Genomic DNA, 19,278 nt, shown 5'->3' on the forward strand with positions numbered 1-19,278 from the left:
GGGTGAACAGGACTGTTCTGGCGCGAGGTTGGCGTCAGGGGTGTTCCGACTCCCAGTACGAGCGGGCGCGTTGCCCCGATTCCGGGGGCGCGTCGAGATGATCCAGGGCGAGGAGGGCGGCGCCCAGGATCGGCGCGGCGCGGATCGGTCGTGGATCGGCCTGTGGGGCAAGGGAGTTGAGGTGCTCGCGTACGGCGTCGTCCAGGACCGCGTATCCGGCCGTCAGCACGCTGCCGCCGAGCACGACCGGCGTGGGTTCCCCGAGGAGGTCCAGGCGGGTCAGTGCCACCGAGGCCATCACCGCGACCTCCTCGGCCAGGCGCCGGACCAGCGAGCGGGCCACCCCGTCACCCCGGGCGGCCGTCCCGAAGAGGACCGGCGTCAGCTCGTACCGGCGATCCGACGGGAGGTGTCCGAGGTGCAGGGCCTCGATCAGGGCGTACATCGAGTCCAGGCCGAAGTGCGCCGGGAGCACCCGGGCCAGCTCCGTCGGGCCGCCCCGGCCGTCCTCGGCGCGGGCCGCGTGCCACAGCGCCTCCTCGGCCAGACCCCAGCCGCCGCCCCAGTCGCCGGAGAGCCGGCCGAGGGCCGGGAAACGGGCGGTAGCGCCGTCGGGGCGCATCCCGACGCAGTTGATGCCCGCCCCGCACACCACCGCCACGCCCCGGGGCTCGGCCACTCCGGCGCGCAGGACGGCGAAGGTGTCGTTGCGGACGGTGACCGAGGAGCCCCAGGCGCGTGTGCGCAGTGCGGTCGCCAACTCGGCTTCCTCCACCGGGAGATCGGCGTTGGCGAGGCAGGCCGAGACATGGGAGACGGTCTCGAGGCCCGCCTTGGACAGGGCGCGCTCGACCGGTTCGGCCAGTGCGTCCAGTGCCCGCTCCCGTCCGACCGCCGGCGGGCGGAAGCCGCCTCCGCGCGCCGTGGCCAGCACCTCGCCCTCCGCCGTGAGCACGGCCACGTCGGTCTTGCTGTTGCCCGCGTCCACGGCGAGCGCGGTGGCCGTCACGCCCATGCCAGGTGCTCCCGGTTGTGGGCGAGGAGGAGGTCGGTGAGGGTGTCGGCGTACGCGTACTGGCCGACCAGGGGATGCGCGAGCAGCGCGCGGAACACCCGCTCCCGGCCGCCGCGCAGGGCCGCCTCCAGGGCCAGGTCCTCGTACGCCGTCACGTTGGCCATCAGCCCCGCGAACAGCGGATCGACCTCCCCCGCCGGCAGCGGCACCGCCCCCTTCGCGCCCACCGCCGCCGGGACCTCGATCACCGCGTCGGCGGGGAGGAAGGGCAGCGTGCCCGCGTTGAGCGTGTTGACGACCTGGTAGGGGCTGCCGTTGCCGGTGAGCAGGGCGGCCGTCAGGTCCACCGCCGCTTCGGAGTAGTAGGCACCGCCCCGCTTGGCGAGCAGCGCGGGCTTCTCGTCCAGCGCCGGGTCGGCGTACATGGCCAGCAGCTCGCGCTCCATGGCGGCGACCTCGGCCGCGCGGGAGGGCCTGGCGCGCAGCTCCTCCACCACCTCGTCGTGCGCGTAGTAGTAGCGCAGGTAGTACGACGGGACCACGCCCAGGCGGTCGAGCAGGGCGCGGGGGAGCCGGAGGTCGGCGGCGACGGTGTCGCCGTGCTCGGCCAGCAGGCGGGGGAGGACGTCGGGGCCCTCGGGGCCGCCGAGGCGGACCGCGGTTTCCCAGGTGAGGTGGTTCAGGCCCACGTGGTCGAGGTGGACCTCGCCGGGCGCGGTGCCGAGCAGCGCGGCGAACTTGCGCTGGAGTCCGATGGCCACGTTGCACAGGCCGACCGCACGGTGGCCCGCCTTGAGCAGGGCGCGGGTGACGATGCCGACCGGGTTGGTGAAGTCCACGATCCAGGCGCCGGGGCTGACCCGGCGTACCCGCTCGGCGATGTCCAGCACCACCGGGACCGTGCGCAGCGCCTTGGCGAGGCCGCCCGCGCCGGTCGTCTCCTGGCCGACGCAGCCGCACTCCAGCGGCCAGGTCTCGTCCTGGTTCCTGGCCGCCTGGCCGCCGACGCGCAACTGGAGCAGGACGGCGTCGGCGCCCTCGGCTCCCGCCTCCAGGTCGGCGGTGGCGGTGATCCGGGCCGGGTGACCGTGGCGGGCGAAGATGCGGCGGGAGACGGCGGCCACGGGCTCGAGGCGTTCCGGGGCGGGGTCGACAAGGACCAGTTCGTCGACGGGCAGGGTGTCGCGCAGCCGCGCGAGGCCGTCGGCGAGTTCGGGGGTGTAGGTCGAGCCTCCGCCGACCACGGTGAGCTTCACGGGCGACTCCCTCGCGTTGCCGGGGTGATCGGCGCAGCGAACGTAGGCCCCGGTGGGAGCGGCCGTCAACGCCGGCGCCCCCGGTCGGGCGGGACCGGGGGCGCGCTGGGGTGCGGGAGTTACTTGGCCGTCGTCGGCTTCGCCTGGATGATCGGGCTGGTCGCCAGGGACTGCGGGGAGGTGGGGCTGGCGAAGGCGGAGGGCGCCGCGATCGAGGCGTCCGCGGCGGGGGCGTCCTCGTCGTCCTCGATGGCCGTCGCGCCGCCCACGATCGGGATGCTCGCCTTGTCGAAGGCCCGCTTGATGCGCCAGCGCAGTTCGCGTTCCACGCCGACCGACTTGCCGGGCATGGTCTTGGCGGAGACCCGGATCACCATGGAGTCGATCAGCACGCTGTCCAGGCCCAGGACCTCGATGGGGCTCCAGAGCAGCTCGTTCCAGGGCTCTTCCTTGCCCATCTTCTCGGCGACCTCGTCCAGCACGGACTTGACCTTGTCCAGGTCCTCGCCGGCCCGGACGGTGACGTCCACGTTGGCCGTGGCCCAGCCCTGGGAGAGGTTGCCGATGCGCTTGACCTCGCCGTTGCGCACGTACCAGATCTCGCCGCTGTCGCCGCGCAGCTTGGTCACGCGCAGGCCGACCTCGACGACCTCGCCGGTGGCCACGCCCGCGTCGATCGTGTCGCCGACGCCGTACTGGTCCTCCAGGATCATGAAGACGCCGGAGAGGAAGTCGGTGACCAGGTTGCGGGCGCCGAAACCGATCGCGACACCGGCGACACCGGCCGAGGCCAGCAGCGGGGCGAGGTTGATCTTGAAGGTGGAGAGCACCATCAGGGCGGCGGTGCCGAGGATCACGAAGCTGGCGACCGAGCGCAGCACCGAGCCGATGGCGGCGGAGCGCTGGCGGCGGCGTTCGTTGTTGACCAGGAGGCCGCCGAGCGCGGTGTGGTCCACCGCCTGGACGGTGCGGTTCATCCGCTCGATCAGCTTGGTGATCGCCCGCCGTACGACGGCGCGCAGCGCGACCGCGATGACGATGATCAGCAGAATCTGCAGACCCATGGCGAGCCAGGTCGACCAGTTCTGCTCCACCCAGCTCGCGGCGTCGGTCGCGCTCTGCTGGGCGTCCTGGAGCGAGGGGACCGCCGGGTCCGAGCCCGAGGGCGAGGGAGACGGGGACGCTCCGGCGGCCAGTAGGGCGACGGGCAAGGACACGGCTGGTACCTCCATGGTGCTGCGCGGTCCGCCCCGGCCGGATCGGTAAGATCACGAAAAGGTCACCGGGTGGACAGAACCACCACACTAACGGGGCATTGTGCGCGGCTCCGCCGTTTCGCTCAGGGCCACCCCCTCCCACCTGCACCTTGACCAGCCATGATCGTTCGGACCCCTTCCGGTGTGGTTGAAAACACTCCCGGCCCGTTACCGGCACATGGTGGCGCTTCCACCAGCCATGAGGGGAGACTGGCTCCAGATCGTCCCGGCGCGAGCCACGCGCCGCCGACGCCCAAGGAGGCACCCGTGCCGCATGTCCTGGTCCTCAACGCGTCGTACGAGCCGCTCGGCGTCGTACCGCTCCGCCGCGCGCTCGTCCTCGTCCTGGAGAACAAGGCCGTCTCCCTCGAGGAATCCGGCGCCTATATGCACAGCGCGACCGTCACAGTCCCCGCACCCAGCGTGGTCCGGCTCAAGCGATTCGTCCGGGTGCCCTACCGGGGCCCCGTTCCCCTGACCCGGCGGGCCCTGTTCGCCCGGGACGGCGGCCGGTGCATGTACTGCGGTGGCGTCGCAACCAGCGTCGACCACGTCATCCCGCGCTCTCGCGGGGGCAAGCACGTCTGGGACAACGTGGTGGCCTCCTGCCGCCGCTGCAACCACGTCAAGGCCGACCGCCACCTGGTCGAACTCGGCTGGCGCCTGCGCCACAAACCCGCCCCGCCCACCGGCCTGGCCTGGCGCATCATCGGCACGGGTCACCGAGACCCCCGCTGGCTCCCCTACCTACAGCCCTACGGCGCGGACGACGCCCTGGCCCGGATCGACGGCATTTCGGCCTGACCTCCGGGCCTTCGCGCGTCCGCGCGGGGGTGAGTTACGGGGTGAGCCGCGGCGTGCTCTGGGCCTGCGGCCCGGCCCGGGGTGCGGTTCACCGCCGTGGGCCTTGGGCGCCGTGTGTCCGGCGGCGGGTTCGGGAGGCTTTTCAGGGCGTGCCCGTGCCCCGCACGACGTGTGAGGTATGCGGGGCACGGACTGTCGCCGGGTGGGGCGTTACGTCGTGCGGGAGTCCTCTCGGCGGGGGCCGTGGGCCGCGTAGAGGGTGGTGCCTGCCGCGAAGGCCAGGAGCGCGGCTGTCCAGGCGGCCGGCTCGGGGCCCGGCTGGACCGGCCAGGCCCAGAGGGTGGCGGCGCGGCCGTGGGCTCCGGAGGAGGCGAGGTAGGTGGCGGAGACGTAGGCGAAGGCGGGGAGCCAGCTCAGGCGGGCGCCGAGGAGGACCGCCGACAGGGCCGCGAGGCCCGTGCAGCCCAGGACGTTGCGGATCACGGCGGGCGGCCCGAAGGTCTGCGGGTGCCCCAGCACCGCAAGGGGGAGCAGCAGCGCCGCCAGGGCGGTCAGCGACGCCAGCCAGGCCAGGCGGCGGGGCCACCAGGGGCGTACGGCCGTACGGTCCAGCTCGTCCGACGGGGTGTGCAGGCTCACCCCGATCACGGCCGAGGCCAGCAGCGGCGCCAGGGCGACCACCGGTACCCGGCGGTCCGGGTCCAGGTAGGCGTCCAGGAGACCGGACGCCCAGACCGCGAAGCCCGTCGTCGCGGCCAGGGCCGCCAGGGTCACGGGAAGCGAGCGGGAGCGGGCGTAGAGCAGGAAGCCGTGGGTTTTCACAGGGACGGCACCCCCTTCACGGCGCAGTGGGGGCGGGACGCGAAGTACGCGGAGAGCCATGCGCGGCGCTGCCGCTCGTCCATCGCGGCCAGCTTCGCGCGGGCGGCGAGGCGGGCGCGGAGGTCGGCACGGTGGGCGGCGTCGCCCTTGGCGTCCTGCCTGTCGAAATCGTCCTGCGCCGGGCTGGGCGCCAGATAGGCACTCACCGCGTCGTCCGCCCGCGCCACGCGAACGGAGCTCGTCTCGCAGTCACCCCGCAGCATCGCCACCGCCTCCGAGGCGTACGCCTGCGGATCGGTCAGCCGCCCCCGTGCGACCGACCAGCCCAGCGGCGTCACGCTCGGCAACTGCGCCTCGTCGTCGTGCGGGCGCCCGGGGTGGTCCTCCCAGCGCACCGGAAGGTTCCGTACGCCCCGCAGCTTGCCCGTGACGCCGGACAGGGCGTCGGTCGTCCGCGGGAGCAGCCCCGCGTACCGGGCGTTCACGCAGACCGCGGGGGTCACCGAGGTGTCGCACACCTGGCGGCGGGTGAGGGGGTCGGTCTGGAACACCCCGCTCCCGGTGTGCACGAGCAGGGCGCCCGAGGCGAGAGCCGCGGCCAGCGGCAGCAGGGCCGTCACACGGCGCCGCGCCGCCTGGGCCAGCGTGAGCGCGAGGGCCAGTCCCAGCGTCCACCCGGCCATGGCGAACGGCTGCCACCACACCGGACGGAAACCCGCCCCCACGTACGCGGCGGGGCTGAGGGGGCTGCCCTCGGCGTCACTGTGCGACAACAGCCCCAGCCCCACGTACCCCACCACCCCGAGCACCGGAGCCGCCAGCACCGTGGGGACGGCCCGGCCGGCCACATGCCCGATCAGCGCGGCCGCCATCAGCGCCGCCGTGTCGCCCGGAACCAGGTCGAGACGGGGATGGTCCCCCATGGCGTACGGCCAGGTGGCGAGCAAGGCGGCGGCGACGGCGAGGAGGTGGCCGAGAGCCGCCCAGAGCGCCACCGGCAGCGCCGAGGCGAGCAGCCGGGTGAGCGGCGGGCGCACCGCCGTCCCCCACAGCTCCGCCGTACGGCGCCGCCGCTCCCGGCCACCCTGCCAGCAGCCCGCCGCGGCTGCCATCGGCAGGAGGATCAGCATCGAGGTGTGCAGCGTTCCGGCGGTCTCGGCCCAGCCGCCCTGCCAGTTCGCCGATGTCGCGCTCAGCGCGATCCCGAGCGTCACCAGCACCGCGAGCCCCGCCACCGGAGCGAACCCCCGCACCGCCTCCGCCCGCAGCGGATGCGGCGCCCGGACCTTCCGCGGCGCGGGTCTGGTCGTCGTGACGGTCATCGCACCGACCCCCGCGCCGCCGGGGCGCCGTGCGCGCGGTGGGTCCGCAGGGCGGTGGTGTAGCCGCGCTCGATCGGGTGGTCGCCGGGACCGTCCGAGGTCTCGCCGAGGAGGGTCAGGGCGCGGGGCGTGCCCCGGTAGGCGATACGCCCCCGGTCGAGGAGGGTGACCTCGGTGCAGGCGGCGGCCACGTCCTCCACCAGGTGGGTGGAGACGACCACCGTCGCGGAGACCCCCAGCGTGCGCAGCAACTCCCGGAACTCCACCCGCTGTTCGGGGTCGAGACCCGCGGTCGGCTCGTCGAGGAGCAGCACGCCGGGGTCGTTGACGATGGCCTGGGCTATGCCGACCCGGCGGATCATGCCACCCGACAGCGTCTTGATCTTCGAATCGATCCGGTCCGCGAGGCCGACCCGGGTCACCGCCCGCTCCACCGCCTCGGGGACGCGGTCGGTCGGCATCTCCTTCAACCAGGCGACGTACGCCACGAACTCGCGCACGGTGAAACCCGGGTAGTAGCCGAACTCCTGCGGGAGATAACCCAGTCGGCGCCGGATCGCGGTCCGCCCGCGCGGCTCGGCGCTGTCCTCGCCCAGCATCTCCACGCGCCCGCCGGAGGGCTGCGCCACGGTGGCGAGGACGCGGATCAGCGAGGTCTTGCCGGCGCCGTTCGGACCGAGCAGACCGTGCACACCGATGCCCAGCTCCAGATCGACGGAGTCGAGGGCGACGGTCCTGCGGTGCTCCACCCGCAGCGCGGCCGCGCGGATGGCGGGCGGTGTTTCGGAAGGGACGTACAAGAGGGCTCCAAGAGAGGGGAGTTGAGTGGTGAGCGCGCTCAGCGGCGCGGCAGGCGGTCGTACGCCGGGCGGCGGGCGGCGAGCAGGGCGCCGCCGAGGACGGCAGCCGCCGCCCACGCCCCCTGGGCCGCCGCGCCGTCCAGGCAGCGCGAGAGCTGTTCGGCCAGCCGGTGGGTTACCTCGCCCGCCGGGGCGCCGGGCAGCGGTGCGAGGACGGCGCACAGCCAGCCGCCCGCCGTGACCCCGGCGGCAGTGCGGCAGCCGGTGAAGGAGGCGAGCGCCAGGGTGGCCAGCGACAGCGCGAGCCCCGGCAGCAGCCAGGCGGCCGCCGCGGGGGCGCCGGAGCCGGGCAGCAGCAGACCCGTGAGGGTCAGCAGCGGGAGACTGACGGCGAGTACGGCGGCGGTACGGGTCAGCGCCAGGCGCAGCCCGCCGCCCGGGGTGGCGGCGGTGATCTCGTAGAGCGGATCGGCGTGCGGACCGTACGACAGCGCGACCCCGGCCACCGGCAGCACCGGCGCGATGGCCAGCAGCACCGCCCTGGCCTGTGCGAACCCGCCTCCGAGACCCAGCAGCATCGCCCCGACGGCGACTCCGAGCACGGCGGTCAGCCAGGCGCCGCGCACGGCGGGACCGGCGGCCCAGAGGAGACGGGCGAGGCGCGGGAGCCGGGAGGGGCGTGGGCGGGTGGCTCGTAGGGGAGCGGTGACCGGTGCCGGTGCCTGTGCCGGCGCCGATGTCGGCGCCTCCACCGGACCCGCCGCCAGCACCGCCGCCCGTACGTCCCCCAGCACCGCCCCCGCCGCCGTCGCCCGTACCGCCCCCGACACCCGCGCCGCGCACCCCGCGCAGCGCTCCACGTGCTTCTCCAGGGACCAGGCGTCCGGCTCGGGCAGCGTTCCGTCGGCGTAGCGCCCGGCGAGGGCGTCGGCGACGTGCCAGCCGGACGCGTCGTACTTCGTCATGCCGTGCCTCCCAGCGGGGACGGGTTCAACTGGGCCAGTGCGTCCCGCAGTTCGGCGCGGGCGCGCCGGGCACGGGACTTGACGGTGCCCTCGGGTATGCCGAGCAGCCGGGCGGCTTCCCGGGTGCTCAGCCCGTCCACGACGGTCGCCCGCAGCACCTCGCGCAGCTCGGGGGAGATGCGGTCGAGCGCGGTGCCGACGTCGCCGTACTCCAGACCGGCCAGCACGCGGTCCTCGGCGGACGGCGCGCTGGCGGTGGCGTACGGCGCCGTCGGCTCGGCGTCCAGCGGGGGTCCCGCGAGCCGCGTGGCGCGCTCCCGCGCCCGCCGCGCGTCCACCAGCCGCCGCGCCGCGATGGTCCACAGCCAGCCGCCGGTCTCCTGACCCCGGTGCCCGGCGGCCGAGCGCCACACGGTGACGAAGGTGTCCTGGAGGACTTCCCGTACGGTCTCGGGATCGGCGCAGCGGCGCGAAAGACGGGCGTGCAGCCAGCCGGCGTGCCGGTCGTACAGCTCGGCCATCGCCGCCTGGTCACCTCCGGCGACGGCCCGCAGCAGCGCCGCGTCGTCCGTGGCGCCCTTCTCCCGGTGGCCCCCCATGGGGCGGAACAGTCTCACACCCCCTCTATCGACGGCCGGTGCGCCGTTGGATCACTCCGGCGCGGTACGTCCGTACACCCGCGCGCCGGAGTGAGGTGGGAGTGTCGCCGCCGGGACGGGGTAGGGCTGCGGTAATCCGGCACAAACCCGTACCGAATCCGGCGCGGGGCCGTACCGGGGCCCGGTCACCGGGTTCCGGTCCGACCCCGCACCGGAGATCCCGTACCGACCGCCAGGAGGCATCCGTGGCCGCACCGGCTCACCTCTCTCTGCCCGCCCAGTGGAAACGCTCGCCGGAGACGGTGTCCCGGCCCGACGCGGGCCCGCGCGCGTTCAGCGCGGAGGGCGCCTGCGTGGAGACCCCGCTCACCAGCGAGCCCCCGCTGCCCGACGCCGCCCCCCTGACCAGCGAGCCCCCGCTCGCGGACGCCGCCCCGCTGACCGAGGCCGACTGCCCGATCGCCGACTGCGTGGGCCACTAGATGGGAGCGGCGGAGGACGACGCGGAGCGGAGTCACGCCGAGGGGGAAGGCCCCGTAGGGGGCGCCCCCGAGTCCCCCCGTCCCGCAGGGGACACCCCGCGGTCCACCCGTCCCGTACGGGACGGCACCGAGCCGGGAGAGGCCGCCCAGGACGACCGCCCGCTGAGCCGTCTCGCCGGGCTGCACGGGGTCGCCACCTCCTACAGCCCCGCTCCGGACCGCACGGTCGCGGTCCCCGCCACCGCCGTGGTCGCCGCGCTGGCCGCCCTCGGGGTGGACGCGGCGGGCCCCGACGCGGTCCGCACCGCGCTGGACGCGCGGGAGCGCGAGCTGCGGGAACGGCTGCTGCCGCCGACGGTGGTCCGCTGGACGAGCACCCCCGACGCGCGGACGAGCACCCCCGACGCGCGGACGAGTGCCCCGGACACGGCGGCGAGCCCGCCGGAGGCGAGGGCGGACGCCCCGGATCAGCCGGTGGACCCCTTCGCCGCCCTGCCTTCCCACACCCACCTCCACGTGACCACCGAGCAGGGCGACACCCGCGACACCGTCGACGGACTGCCCCCCGGCGTCCACCGTGTGACCGCCACCGCCCCGGACGGCCGCACCGCCGACGCCCACCTGATCGTCGCCCCCGACCGCCTGCCCACCCCCACCACCCGCTCCTACGGCCTCCTCGCCCAGCTCTACTCCGTCCTCTCGCACCGCTCCTGGGGCATGGGCGACCTCGGTGACCTCGCCGAGCTGGCCGGCTGGGCGGGACGCGCGGCCGGGGCCGGGTTCGTGCAGGTCAACCCCCTGCACGCGGCCGTACCGGGCGTCCCGACCGACCCGTCGCCGTACCGCCCCTCCTCGCGCCGCTTCCCCGACCCCGTCCACCTGCGGGTGGAGGACATCCCCGAGTACGCCTACGCCGACCACCGCCGCCTGGGCGCACTGCGCGAGCGGGCCGAGCGGCTGCGCGCCGACGTGCTCGACAAGGGCGCCCTGATCGACCGCGACGCGGTGTGGGAGCTGAAGCGACAGGCCCTGGAACTGGTCGCACGGGTCCCGCTCGGTCCGGGGCGGCAGACGGCGTACGACGCCTTCCGCGCCGAGGAGGGCCAGGCGCTGGAGGACCACGCGACCTGGTACGCGCTGGCGGAGCGGCACGGCCCCGACTGGCGTTCCTGGCCGCCCGCGCTGCGCGACCCGCGCTCGGAGGAGACGGCGCGGGCCCGCGCGGAGCTGGCTCCCCGGGTGGAGTTCCACACCCGGCTCGCCTGGCTCACCGACCAGCAGCTGCGGGCCGCCCAGCGGGCCGCGCGCGAGGCGGGGATGCCCGTCGGGATCGTGCACGACCTGGCCGTCGGCGTGCATCCGCAGGGCGCCGACGCGTGGGCGCAGCAGGACCACTTCGCCGCCGGGATGTCGGTCGGCGCCCCGCCCGACGCCTTCAACGCGCGCGGCCAGGACTGGGGCCTGCCGCCCTGGCGCCCCGACCGGCTCGCCGCCTCGGGCCACGCCCCCTACCGCCACCTGCTGCGCGCCCTGTTCCGGTACGCGGGCGCGGTCCGCATCGACCATGTGATGGGTCTGTTCCGGCTGTGGTGGGTGCCCGAGGGCAGCCCGCCCACCGAGGGCACCTACGTCCGCTACGACGCCGACGCCATGCTCGCCCTCCTCGCCCTGGAGGCGTCCCGCGCCGGTGCCCTGGTGATCGGCGAGGACCTCGGCACGGTCGAGCCGGGCGTGCGCGAGACGCTGCGGCGGCACGGGGTGCTCGGCACCTCGGTGCTGTGGTTCGAGCGGGACTGGGAGGGCGACGGCCGTCCGCTGCCGCCCGAGCGGTGGCGCTCGGACTGCCTGGCCACGGCCACCACCCACGATCTGCCGCCCACCGCCGCCCGGCTCACCGGCGAGCACGTCGACCTGCGCGACCGGCTCGGGCTGCTGACCCGTCCGGCCGCCGACGAGCGCGCGGAGGCCGTCGCGGACACGGCGGAATGGCTCGCCCTGCTCGGCAGCCTCGGTCTGCTCGACAGCCCGGCCGCCGGACCGCCCGGCACCGACGAGGCGGCCGAGATCGAGGGCTTCCACCGCTTCCTGCTGCGCACCCCGGCCAAGCTGATCGGCGTCTGGCTCCCCGACGGCATCGGCGACCGCCGCCCGCAGAACCTGCCGGGCACCTGGGACGAGTACCCCAACTGGCGGCTGCCCGTCTCGGACGCGGCGGGCGCCCCGGTGGCCCTGGAGACCCTGACGGCATCACCCCGGCTGCGGGCTCTGCTGGAGGTGGTGCGGGCCGGTCTCGCGGCCTCGGAGGCGTGAGTACGGCACCCCGGGCGCGCGAGCCCGGGGGCCGTTCGCTAACTTGGGACCGTGGACAAGAAGAACGCCCTGCGCGCCGGTGCTCTGGCGGCCGGCACGACGCTGATGATGCTGCTCATGTCGTCCCCCGCGCTCGCGCTCACCCGCGACGACGGTGACGACCCCGGCCCCGGTCTGAGCGTCATCGACACCGTCGGCCTCTACGTGCTGCTCCCGATCGGCCTGTTCGTCGTCATCGCCGGACTGGTCGTCATGCTGGACAAGTCCAGGGGCACCACCTCGTCCAAGTCGTCCGCCAAGGGCGAGGCCAAGGTCTGACGGACCCGCATCCGCTCTCCGAGGGCGCCGCTCCTCCCGTCCGCGTACGGGTGGAGACGGCGCCCTCGGTGTTTCCGGCGGGGCGGGGGCGGGCAGCCGTATGCCGCCCGGTGTGCCGGACGGGTGGGTCGGACGGCAGGGCCCCGGCACGTCCCGGCGTTCCGAGGAGGCGGTCCCGATGGACACGGACGTGGACGGCGGCGCGGGCCGCGGAGTCGTCGTGGTGGGCGCGGGTCCCACGGGCCTGCTCCTCGCCGGTGACCTCGCGACGGCGGGAGTCCCGGTCACCGTCCTCGAGAAACGCCCGCACCGGATCAGCAACCTCTCCCGTGCCTTCGCCGTGCACGCCCGCACCCTCGAACAGCTCGACGCGCGCGGCCTGGCCGACGAACTGGAGGCCGAGGGACAGCCGCTGACCCGGCTCGGCTTCTTCGGCCGCCTGCGCATCGACCTCTCCGAGCTGCCCTCGCGCTACCGCCACGTCCTGGTCCTCCCGCAGTACGAGGTGGAACGTGCCCTGGAGCGGCGCGCGGTGGCGGCGGGCGCGGCCTTCCGGTACGAGACCGAGGTGACCGGGCTGACCCAGGACGCGGACGGCGTCACGGTCCTCGCGAGCCGCCCGGACGGCCGTACGGAACGGCTGCGGGCGGCGTACGTGGTGGGCGCGGACGGGATGCGCAGCACGGTGCGGCGCGCGATCGGGCTGCCCTTCCCCGGCCGCTCGGTGATCCGCTCCGTGGTCCTCGCGGACGTACTCCTGTCGGAGAAGCCGCCGTCGCTGCTCACCGCCAACGCCGTGGGTGACGCCTTCGCCTTCCTCGCGCCCTTCGGCGACGGCTACTACCGGGTGATCGGCTGGCACCGGCGGCACGACGTGCCCGACGACGCGCCGGTGGACCTCGCGGAGATCAAGGAGATCACCCGGCTCGCGCTGGGCCGCGACTACGGTATGCACGACGCCCGCTGGATGTCCCGCTTCCACAGCGACGAGCGGCAGGCGCCGTCGTACCGGGTGGGCCGGGTCTTCCTCGCGGGCGACGCCGCCCACGTCCACACCCCGGCGGGCGGCCAGGGCATGAACACCGGCCTCCAGGACGCGGCCAACCTGAGCTGGAAGCTGGCGGCGGTCCTTCACGGCCGGTCCGACCCCGCGCTCCTGGACACCTACCAGTCCGAACGCCATCCCGTCGGGCGCACGGTCCTGCGCAGCAGCGGCGGCATCATCCGGCTGGCGATGGCGAAACAGGCGGTCCGCGAGGCCGCGGCGACCCTCCTGTCCGCGTCGCCGCCCCTGCGCCGCAAGGTGACCTCCCAGATCACCGGCCTCGGCTACCGCTACCCGGCCCCCCGCGGCGCCCACCCCCTCACCGGCCGCCGCGTCCCGGACATCGCCCTCGCGCGGCACACCCGGCTGTACGAGGCGCTGCGCGACGGGCGCTTCGTGCTGATCACGCCGGGGCGGTACGAGGGAGCGCGGCCGGCGAACCTGACGGTGGACGAGTGGCGCAGCGGCCGTCGTACGACGCTGCTGGTGCGCCCGGACGGGTATGCGGCGTGGGCGTCGGAGGGGGCGGAGCCGGGAGAGACGGAGCGGGCGGTGCTGGAGCACGTGGGCCGGGCGTGATCCGTGCCTACCGCCAGCTTCGCTGCCGCTCGGTCAGGACGGCGACCGTGCGTTCGCACCAGTCCCGGTTGCCCTCCTCGTAGGCGAGGCCGCGGAGGCAGGTGAGGTACGGCCCGATGCGCTCGCCGTGGAGCAGGAAGTCCTCCTCGCCGCGGTCGCCGCGGAGGTTGCGCAGCAGCTTGCCGAAGAGGTCGATCTTGGCCTGGGCGAAGGCGGCGCGCTCCTGGAGCCGGGTGATCAGGGTGGCGGTGTCGACGTGGTCGGCGGCCTGGACCTTGACGAGCAGATCGTCCCGGATGAAGGACGGCTTGTCGCAGGCGCCCGCGAAGGTCTCCAGCTCCGCGAGCCCCGCGCCGGTCACCTGGAACAGCCGCTTGTTCGGCCGCCCCTCCTGCACGACCTCGCGCCCCGCGACGAGCCCCGCCTGCTCCAGCCGGTTCAGCTCGGCGTAGAGCTGCTGGGGCTGGGCGTACCAGAAGTTGGCCACGCCGACGTCGAACGCCTTGGCGAGCTGGTAGCCGCTGAGTTCGCCGTCGAGGAGCGCGGCGAGGACCGCGTGCCGTAGCGCCATGGGGGCTGCTCCTCACATGTCTGTGCTGCCTCTGTCCACCGACCGTGCGGCCATGCTACTCATATTGATGAGTACTCACATTCATGACTATGAAGGAGTGGCCGTGAACACCGCCGACCGTTTCCGCACCGCCGTCGAGAAGGGCGACCTCGCCGCCCTGGACGACCTCTTCACCGACGACATCCGCTTCTACAGCCCGGTGAAGTTCACCCCCTTCGAGGGCAAGCCCCTGGTCCTCGGCCTCTTCGGCGTCCTCCTGCGCACCTTCGAGAACTTCCGCTACATCGGCGACCACACGGGCACCGCCGTCGGCCGTTCGGACACCACCCCCACCCCCTCGGCCGTCCTCCTCTTCCGCGCCGAGGTCGACGGCCGCGAGATCCACGGCATCGACCTCCTCCACTTCGCCTCCGACGGCCGGATCAAGGAGTTCACGGTCATGGTCCGCCCCCTGTCGGCCGTCCAGACGCTCAGCGAGGCGGTTCTGGCGGGGCTGGTGGCGGACGGGTTGGTCCCGGCGCGGCCGTAGTCGTCCGGCGCCGGTCTCGGCGGGCTCCACTTACTCGGCGGTGAACTCGTACTGCAGTTCGTAGAGATGACCCGCCTTGGTCATGACGGTGGCTTCGACGGGACGTTCCTCGTCGCTGTACATCACGCGCAGTGTCCGCAGTACCGGAAGGTCGCTGGGCAACCTGAGCGCCTGATACTGCTCCTGGGTCGGCACCCTCGCGGAGACGCGGTCCACGCTCGTACGCGGGGGATGGCCGAGTTCGGCCAGGAGTGCGGGAGTGCCGCCTTTGATCTTCCGCTTCTCGGTGAGGGCGGTTCCGCGTGCGATGGCCATCGGGTAGTAGGACGTGACCAGTTCGACGGGTTCTTCGTCGAGGGAGAGGATCTGGTGCCGGAGCAGGACGCTCTCGTCGTCGGCGATGCGCAGAGCGGCGGCGACATCGGCGGGCGCGGTCGCCTCCCGCACGTCCAGTAGCGTGCTGTGGGCCCGCGTTCCGAGCTTTGCGGTCTCGGTCAGCCACCGGTAGGGCTCACCCGGGCGGGCGGGGGTCATGTACGACGCGGGTCGGATCGTCCGCTGCCGGTGCTCGCGGACGGTGACGGCGGCTCCGGCCCGGCCGACCACCAACTGCTCGTCCTTCAGTATCTGCAGGGCCTTCTGGATGGTGGCATTGGAGGCGCCGAACCGTTCCTTGAGCTGGGTCGTGGAGGGCAGGCTGGCTCCCGCGGCAAGGTCGCCGCTCATGATCTCGTCGCGCAGGTCGGCGGCGATCCGCTCATGGAGTGAGCGGCGGTCCTGAGTGCCGGTGTCGGTAGCGTTCATGGTCACCCGATCCGCATTTCGTAGCGCAGCCGCTGCCGCTGGGCCGGCATCGCCATCACGTCCGCCTGGATGGGCCGGTTGGTGTCGTCCAGCGTGACCCGAGTCAGCAGGAGAACGGGTTCCTCGGGTGTCATCCGCAACAGCTCGCGCTCTTCGGCGCCGGGCATACGAGCGGTCACGTCCTCCCGGACGCGAACGCCCCGAAACCCGAGTTGGGCGAGCAGTGTGACGGCCCCGCCGGGAATCTTCCCGCGCTCGGCGAGACGGGTACCGCGGGCGATGTCGACGGGGTAGTAGGTGTCCGTCAACTCGCAAGGTACGCCGTCTAGTTCGATGACCCTGCGGCGCACGACGACGGCCTCTCCGTCAGCCAGCCCCAGCAGTTCGGCAACCTCTTCCGAAGCCGCCACCTCCCCCGCGTGCAGGATGCGCTGCCCGCCCTTCCCGCCGCGAGCTGCCGCCTCCACACCCCACGCATCCGCCTGCCCCTGTTCCCGGGGCGTCAGATACGGCATTGAGGTACTGACCCACCTGCTGTCGCTCACGGTGTCCTCCTGTGTCGGCGCTTGCCGGACTACACGGTAGGCGACCCGGATCGGGTGCCCTCACACGGAGCACCTCTCTGCTTTTCGTGAATAGTGATACGGTTCTGCCGATCTCGTGTCCCGGTGGCAAGTAGGTGATGAGCCATGCCTCTGTTACGGCAACGACGATTTCCCCGTGCTCGCAAATCGGTGGGAGCTGCACGGGTGTTCGTCACTGAGACCCTGCGGGACTGGGGGTATGACGACCGGTCCGACGACATCCGGTTGTGCGTCTCGGAGTTGGCGACGAATGCCGTGCTGCACGGCGTGCCGCCCGGGCGTGAGTTCGCCCTCGCGCTCACCGGTGATGACACCTTCATCCGTGTGGCGGTGCGCGACAGTGGTGACGGCGTCCCCGAAGTCCGGGAAGGGGGAGCCGAGGAGTGTGGTGGCAGGGGACTTCGCCTGGTACAGGAGCTGTCCGATGACTTCGGCGTGACGACTCACAACCCCGGTAAGACGGTCTGGACGGTGTTCAAGGCCGTTCCCACGACAAGGGGCGCCCAGCCGGAGCCGGGCGCCCATGGATGACAGTGGGCCGGGGTTACACCCCCGCCGCCGCGTCCGCCGCCTGCGCCCGCAGCGCCCGCTCGATGCCCGCGCGGGACTCCGAGACGAGGCGGCGCAGGGCCGCGTTCGGTTCGGCCGAAGAGAGCCACGTGTCGGTCTTGGCCAGGGTCTCCTCCGAGACCTGGACCGCCGGGTAGAGGCCGACCGCGATCTGCTGGGCCATCTCGTGGGAGCGGGAGGCCCAGGCGTCCTTGAGGATCTCGAAGTAGCGGTCGGTGTAGGGGGCGAGCAGCTCTCGCTGGTCCGTCTGGACGAAGCCGGCGATGACCGCTTCCTGGACGGCGTTGGGGAGCTTGTCGGACTCGACGACCGACGCCCAGGCTTCGGCCTTCGCCTCCGCCGTCGGGCGGGAGGCGCGGGCCGTGGCGGCGTGGCGCTCGCCGGCGGCGGTGCGGTCGCGGTCGTACTCCGTCGCGATCTCGCTCTCGTCGAAACGGCCGACCGCCGCCAGGCGCTGGACGAACGCCCAGCGCAGCTCGGTGTCGACGACGAGACCCTCGATGGTCTGGGTGCCGTCCAGCAGGGCGTCGAGCAGGTCCAGCTGGTCCGGCGTCCGCGCCGTCGCCGCGAAGGCGCGGGCCCAGGCGAGCTGGTGGTCGCTGCCGGGCTCGGCGGTGCGCAGGTGGGCGAGGGCGGCCTCGGTCCAGCGCGTGAGCAGGGCCTCGCGGGCGGCCGGGTCCGCGTAGAGGTCGACGGCCAGCTTCACCTGGCGCTGGAGCGACTGCACCACGCCGATGTCGGACTCCTTGCCGATGCCGGAGAGCACCAGCGAGAGGTAGTCGCGGGTGGCGAGTTCGCCGTCGCGGGTCATGTCCCAGGCCGAGGCCCAGCACAGCGCGCGCGGCAGGGACTCCGCGAAGTCGCCCAGGTGCTCGGTGACGAAGCCCAGCGACTCCTCGTCCAGGCGGACCTTGGCGTACGACAGGTCGTCGTCGTTGAGCAGGATCACGGCCGGGCGGCGCACGCCGGACAGCTCGGGCACGGCCGTCAGCTCGCCGTCCACGTCCAGCTCGACGCGCTGCACGCGCACCAGCTTGCCCGCGTCGTCCAGGTCGTACAGGCCGATCGCGATGCGGTGCGGACGCAGCGTCGGCTCACCCTTGGCGCCGGCCGGCAGCGCGGGCGCCTCCTGGCGGACGGCGAACGAGGTGATGACACCGTCCGCGTCCGTCTCGACCTCGGGGCGCAGCACGTTGATGCCCGCCGTCTCCAGCCACTTCTTCGACCAGGTCTTCAGGTCGCGCCCGGAGGTCTCCTCCAGCGCGCCCAGCAGGTCGGACAGGCGCGTGTTGCCGAACGCGTGCCGCTTGAAGTACGCCTGCACGCCGTTGAAGAACTCGTCCTCACCGACGTACGCCACCAACTGCTTGAGCACCGAGGCGCCCTTGGCGTACGTGATGCCGTCGAAGTTGACCAGCACGTCGTCCAGGTCGCGGATGTCCGCCATGATCGGGTGCGTGGACGGCAGCTGGTCCTGGCGGTACGCCCACGTCTTCATCGAGTTGGCGAACGTCGTCCACGAGTGCGGCCACCGCGAGCCCGGCGCGGACGCCTGGCAGGCGATCGAGGTGTAGGTGGCGAACGACTCGTTCAGCCACAGGTCGTTCCACCACTCCATGGTGACCAGGTCGCCGAACCACATGTGGGCCAGCTCGTGCAGGATGGTCTCCGCGCGCATCTCGTACGCCGCGTCGGTCACCTTGGACCGGAAGACGTACTGGTCGCGGATGGTCACCGCGCCCGCGTTCTCCATCGCGCCCGCGTTGAACTCCGGTACGAAGAGCTGGTCGTACTTCTTGAACGGGTACGCGAAGTCGAACTTCTCCTGGAACCAGTCGAAGCCCTGCCGCGTGACCTCGAAGATCGCGTCCGAGTCGAGGTACTCCGCGAGCGAGGGACGGCAGTAGATGCCGAGCGGCACGGACTGCCCGTCCTTCTCGTACACGCTGTGCACCGAGTGGTATGGGCCGACGATCAGCGCCGTGATGTACGACGAGATGCGCGGGGTCGGCTCGAAGGCCCAGACGTTGTCCTTGGGCTCCGGGGTGGGGGAGTTGGAGATGACCGTCCAGCCCTCGGGCGCCTTCACCGTGAACCGGAACGTCGCCTTGAGGTCCGGCTGCTCGAAGGAGGCGAACACGCGCCGCGCGTCCGGCACCTCGAACTGCGTGTAGAGGTACGCCTGCTCGTCCACCGGGTCCACGAACCGGTGCAGACCCTCACCGGTGTTGGTGTACGCGCAGTCCGCGACGACCCGCAGGACGTTGCGCCCCTGGAGCAGTCCGGGCAGCGCGATCCGCGAGTCCTTGAAGACCTCGGCCGGGTCCAGCGCGTCGCCGTTCAGCGTCACCTCGTGCACCGTCGGGGCGACCAGGTCGATGAAGGAATCGACCTCGTTCTCCGCGACGTCGAAGCGCACCGTGGTCACGGACCGGTAGGTCCCTCCCTCCTGCGCGCCGGACAGGTCGAGATCGATCTCGTACGAGTCAACGGTGAGCAGCTCCGCCCGCTGCTGCGCCTCTTCGCGAGTCAGGTTTGTGCCAGGCACGCGGTCATCTCCTCGTTATGTGTGGGTTGCGCCATCCTTCCACGCAACTTCCGCGAACGCGATGTCCATATGCCGCCGGTCACCGGCCCGCCCGGCGTG

Annotated in this window: 19 protein-coding genes; 7 read left to right on the forward strand and 12 right to left on the reverse strand. The window is 73.2% G+C overall.

Annotated elements, in window-relative coordinates; all coding sequences use genetic code 11:
• Positions 1-34: 34 nt before the first annotated feature.
• The 3 genes from ACWEEU_RS26510 to ACWEEU_RS26520 form a co-directional block, all read right to left on the reverse strand.
• Positions 35-1,015 carry an N-acetylglucosamine kinase gene (locus ACWEEU_RS26510; protein ID WP_451735415.1) on the reverse strand — a complete coding sequence of 327 codons (981 nt, stop codon included), beginning with the start codon at positions 1,013-1,015 and terminating at the stop codon, positions 35-37.
• Positions 1,006-2,271: a 6-phospho-beta-glucosidase gene (locus ACWEEU_RS26515; RefSeq protein ID WP_451735417.1), complete on the reverse strand. Its 1,266-nt coding sequence runs from the start codon at positions 2,269-2,271 to the stop codon at positions 1,006-1,008. Before ACWEEU_RS26515 ends, ACWEEU_RS26510 begins: the two co-directional genes overlap by 10 nt.
• 119 nt (positions 2,272-2,390) lie before the next feature.
• Positions 2,391-3,503 (reverse strand): mechanosensitive ion channel family protein, encoded by a 1,113-nt coding sequence (locus tag ACWEEU_RS26520; protein ID WP_451735419.1) that lies wholly within the window; start codon positions 3,501-3,503, stop codon positions 2,391-2,393.
• Between the two features lie 291 nt (positions 3,504-3,794).
• Between ACWEEU_RS26520 and ACWEEU_RS26525 the strand changes: the two genes are divergently transcribed.
• A complete protein-coding gene (locus tag ACWEEU_RS26525; protein ID WP_039649619.1) occupies positions 3,795-4,331 on the forward strand; it encodes an HNH endonuclease in 537 nt (178 codons plus the stop codon).
• A 210-nt stretch (positions 4,332-4,541) separates the two neighbouring features.
• Here ACWEEU_RS26525 and ACWEEU_RS26530 read toward each other — a convergent pair whose 3' ends face one another.
• The 5 genes from ACWEEU_RS26530 to ACWEEU_RS26550 are packed head-to-tail and all read right to left on the reverse strand — an operon-like array spanning position 4,542 to position 8,839.
• The gene (locus ACWEEU_RS26530) at positions 4,542-5,153 is read right to left on the reverse strand and encodes a hypothetical protein (protein WP_385749731.1); all 612 of its coding nucleotides are present in this window, start codon (positions 5,151-5,153) and stop codon (positions 4,542-4,544) included.
• A complete protein-coding gene (locus ACWEEU_RS26535; protein ID WP_451735422.1) occupies positions 5,150-6,475 on the reverse strand; it encodes a hypothetical protein in 1,326 nt (441 codons plus the stop codon). The genes ACWEEU_RS26530 and ACWEEU_RS26535 overlap by 4 nt, the downstream gene beginning before the upstream one ends.
• A complete protein-coding gene (locus ACWEEU_RS26540; protein WP_451735424.1) occupies positions 6,472-7,275 on the reverse strand; it encodes an ABC transporter ATP-binding protein in 804 nt (267 codons plus the stop codon). Before ACWEEU_RS26540 ends, ACWEEU_RS26535 begins: the two co-directional genes overlap by 4 nt.
• 38 nt (positions 7,276-7,313) lie before the next feature.
• Complete coding sequence (locus tag ACWEEU_RS26545) at positions 7,314-8,240, reverse strand: zf-HC2 domain-containing protein (protein WP_385749739.1); 927 nt, start codon at positions 8,238-8,240, stop codon at positions 7,314-7,316.
• Complete coding sequence (locus ACWEEU_RS26550) at positions 8,237-8,839, reverse strand: RNA polymerase sigma factor (protein WP_385749742.1); 603 nt, start codon at positions 8,837-8,839, stop codon at positions 8,237-8,239. The genes ACWEEU_RS26545 and ACWEEU_RS26550 overlap by 4 nt, the downstream gene beginning before the upstream one ends.
• Positions 8,840-9,084: 245 nt before the next feature.
• On the opposite strand from ACWEEU_RS26550, the gene ACWEEU_RS26555 reads away from it, so the two are divergent.
• The 4 genes from ACWEEU_RS26555 to ACWEEU_RS26570 all read left to right on the forward strand — a co-directional run bounded on the left by ACWEEU_RS26555 (position 9,085) and on the right by ACWEEU_RS26570 (position 13,573).
• Positions 9,085-9,321: a hypothetical protein gene (locus tag ACWEEU_RS26555; protein ID WP_451735426.1), complete on the forward strand. Its 237-nt coding sequence runs from the start codon at positions 9,085-9,087 to the stop codon at positions 9,319-9,321.
• Positions 9,322-11,631, forward strand: a complete 2,310-nt coding sequence (gene malQ, locus ACWEEU_RS26560) for a 4-alpha-glucanotransferase (RefSeq protein WP_451735428.1) — start codon at positions 9,322-9,324, stop codon at positions 11,629-11,631. It abuts the gene before it with no gap.
• A 51-nt stretch (positions 11,632-11,682) separates the two neighbouring features.
• Complete coding sequence (locus tag ACWEEU_RS26565; RefSeq protein WP_385749749.1) at positions 11,683-11,949, forward strand: hypothetical protein; 267 nt, start codon at positions 11,683-11,685, stop codon at positions 11,947-11,949.
• A 178-nt stretch (positions 11,950-12,127) separates the two neighbouring features.
• Entirely contained in the window at positions 12,128-13,573 is a 1,446-nt protein-coding gene (locus ACWEEU_RS26570; protein WP_451735430.1) for an FAD-dependent monooxygenase, read from the forward strand.
• A 7-nt stretch (positions 13,574-13,580) separates the two neighbouring features.
• Here ACWEEU_RS26570 and ACWEEU_RS26575 read toward each other — a convergent pair whose 3' ends face one another.
• Entirely contained in the window at positions 13,581-14,144 is a 564-nt protein-coding gene (locus tag ACWEEU_RS26575; protein ID WP_451735432.1) for a PadR family transcriptional regulator, read from the reverse strand.
• Between the two features lie 103 nt (positions 14,145-14,247).
• Here ACWEEU_RS26575 and ACWEEU_RS26580 point away from each other — a divergent pair, with 103 nt between their 5' ends.
• Positions 14,248-14,673, forward strand: coding sequence for a nuclear transport factor 2 family protein (locus ACWEEU_RS26580; protein ID WP_451735435.1), 426 nt, complete (start codon positions 14,248-14,250; stop codon positions 14,671-14,673).
• A gap of 30 nt (positions 14,674-14,703) precedes the next feature.
• Here the strand turns inward: ACWEEU_RS26580 and ACWEEU_RS26585 are convergent, their stop codons facing one another.
• Positions 14,704-15,477 carry a GntR family transcriptional regulator gene (locus ACWEEU_RS26585; RefSeq protein ID WP_451735437.1) on the reverse strand — a complete coding sequence of 258 codons (774 nt, stop codon included), beginning with the start codon at positions 15,475-15,477 and terminating at the stop codon, positions 14,704-14,706.
• A 2-nt stretch (positions 15,478-15,479) separates the two neighbouring features.
• Positions 15,480-16,022, reverse strand: a complete 543-nt coding sequence (locus ACWEEU_RS26590; protein ID WP_451735440.1) for a GntR family transcriptional regulator — start codon at positions 16,020-16,022, stop codon at positions 15,480-15,482.
• A 144-nt stretch (positions 16,023-16,166) separates the two neighbouring features.
• On the opposite strand from ACWEEU_RS26590, the gene ACWEEU_RS26595 reads away from it, so the two are divergent.
• The gene (locus tag ACWEEU_RS26595; RefSeq protein ID WP_451735442.1) at positions 16,167-16,592 is read left to right on the forward strand and encodes an ATP-binding protein; all 426 of its coding nucleotides are present in this window, start codon (positions 16,167-16,169) and stop codon (positions 16,590-16,592) included.
• Positions 16,593-16,605: 13 nt separating this feature from the next.
• On the opposite strand, the gene pepN is transcribed toward ACWEEU_RS26595, so the two are convergent.
• Positions 16,606-19,179 carry an aminopeptidase N gene (gene pepN / locus ACWEEU_RS26600; RefSeq protein ID WP_451735445.1) on the reverse strand — a complete coding sequence of 858 codons (2,574 nt, stop codon included), beginning with the start codon at positions 19,177-19,179 and terminating at the stop codon, positions 16,606-16,608.
• Positions 19,180-19,278: the final 99 nt, after the last annotated feature.

This window comes from Streptomyces sp. NPDC005004 (assembly GCF_053600675.1).